The sequence below is a fragment of the Kitasatospora sp. NPDC088742 genome (assembly GCF_055584905.1).
On the sequence record NZ_JBVJLD010000064.1, the window covers coordinates 44,262 to 45,507 of the forward strand.

Sequence of the window (1,246 nt, forward strand, 5' to 3'; positions counted from 1 at the left end):
AGGGCGCCAGCCGGCCCGGGCCCAGCACCAGCCGCTGGTTGGGGAGTTGGTCGGGACGCCAGCGTTGCTTGTACGGCTCCTGGCCGCGCAGCAGGCTGAGCACCGGGATGTCCGCCGCCCGCACCTCGTCCAGCGCGGCGCCGAACAGCAGCCCGGCGATGTCCACCCGCTCGCGCAGCGCCGGGGTGGCCCCGTACATGTAGAGGCCGCCGAAGGACGGGCAGAGCAGCACCAGGTTGACCGCCACCAACTCCCCGTCCAGCACGAAGCGGTGGAGCGCGGCCCGGCCCGAGGCCACCAGGCCCCGGGTCGAGTCGGTGAGGTGGGCGGCGAAGCGCTCGGTGCGGTGCTCCGGGGTGATCCCGCGCTCCTGCCACTGCTCGAAGTGCAGCCGCAGCAGGTCGCGCACCGCCTCCGGCACCTCCTCGGGGGTGGTGGTGAGCACCTCCACCCCGACCTCGGCGTTCTTGCGCAGCTTCACCCGGCTGCGCTGGGCGGTCTTGCCGGGCAGCCGCTTGAGCAGCTCGTCCATCGGCACCGCCGGCAGGTACTGGCAGAGCGAGTCGGCGAACCGGTGCCGACGGCCGCGCCAGTGCCGGTACACCTGCTGGACGGCGGCCTCCGGGTGCACCTCGCGCAACTCCAGGGAGTGCCACGGGCGGTGCAGCGGGAGGGCGGCGGCCAGTTCGGCGGCGGCCCGGTCGGCGCAGGAGTCGTCCAGCAGGACGTCGGTGAAGTCCACCAGCCCCGCCCCTAGGTTGGTCAGCCCTCCGAACGGGCCCCGGCGCCGCAGCGCCGCCGCCCCGACCAGCCGGTCGTCCCGGCGGACCAGGACCACGACCAGGCCTCCCGGGGTGCCGTACCGGCGCCACCAGGAGGCGAGCCAGCAGGCGGCCTGGAACGGGGTCGCGGTGGCGCAGCGGGAGGCCAACCCGTCCCACTCGGCGGCCAGTTGCTCCAGGGCGTCGTCCTCGCGGCGGACCTCGGCGGTCCACCGGGGAGCGCCCGCTCCGGTCTGGCCGGGGAGGCTGATGCCGGAGATCTCGGTGGTCATCGACGGCTCCCCGCCTGCTGCGGCTCCTTGTCGGCGGCCTTGGTCCCGGTCTTCTCGGCGCTCTCCGTACGGCCCTTGGGGACGTCCGGCGAGAGGGTGACGGTACGTTCGGAGTCCCCGGCGGGGGCCGGCCCGGCGGGCGCGGCCGGCTGCTCGGCGGCGGAGGGGCGCGGGCGGCGGGTCATCATCACC

General features: G+C 75.5%; 2 protein-coding genes. Both read right to left on the reverse strand.

Annotated features, from left to right (window positions below; translation table 11 throughout):
- Window positions 1-1,054: GNAT family N-acetyltransferase (locus ACZ6ZR_RS34555; protein WP_465649285.1), on the reverse strand; the 1,054-nt coding region annotated here is incomplete at its 3' end.
- A partial coding sequence (locus tag ACZ6ZR_RS34560) for a hypothetical protein (protein WP_465649286.1) occupies window positions 1,051-1,246 on the reverse strand: 196 nt, incomplete at its 5' end. The genes ACZ6ZR_RS34560 and ACZ6ZR_RS34555, both read right to left, overlap by 4 nt.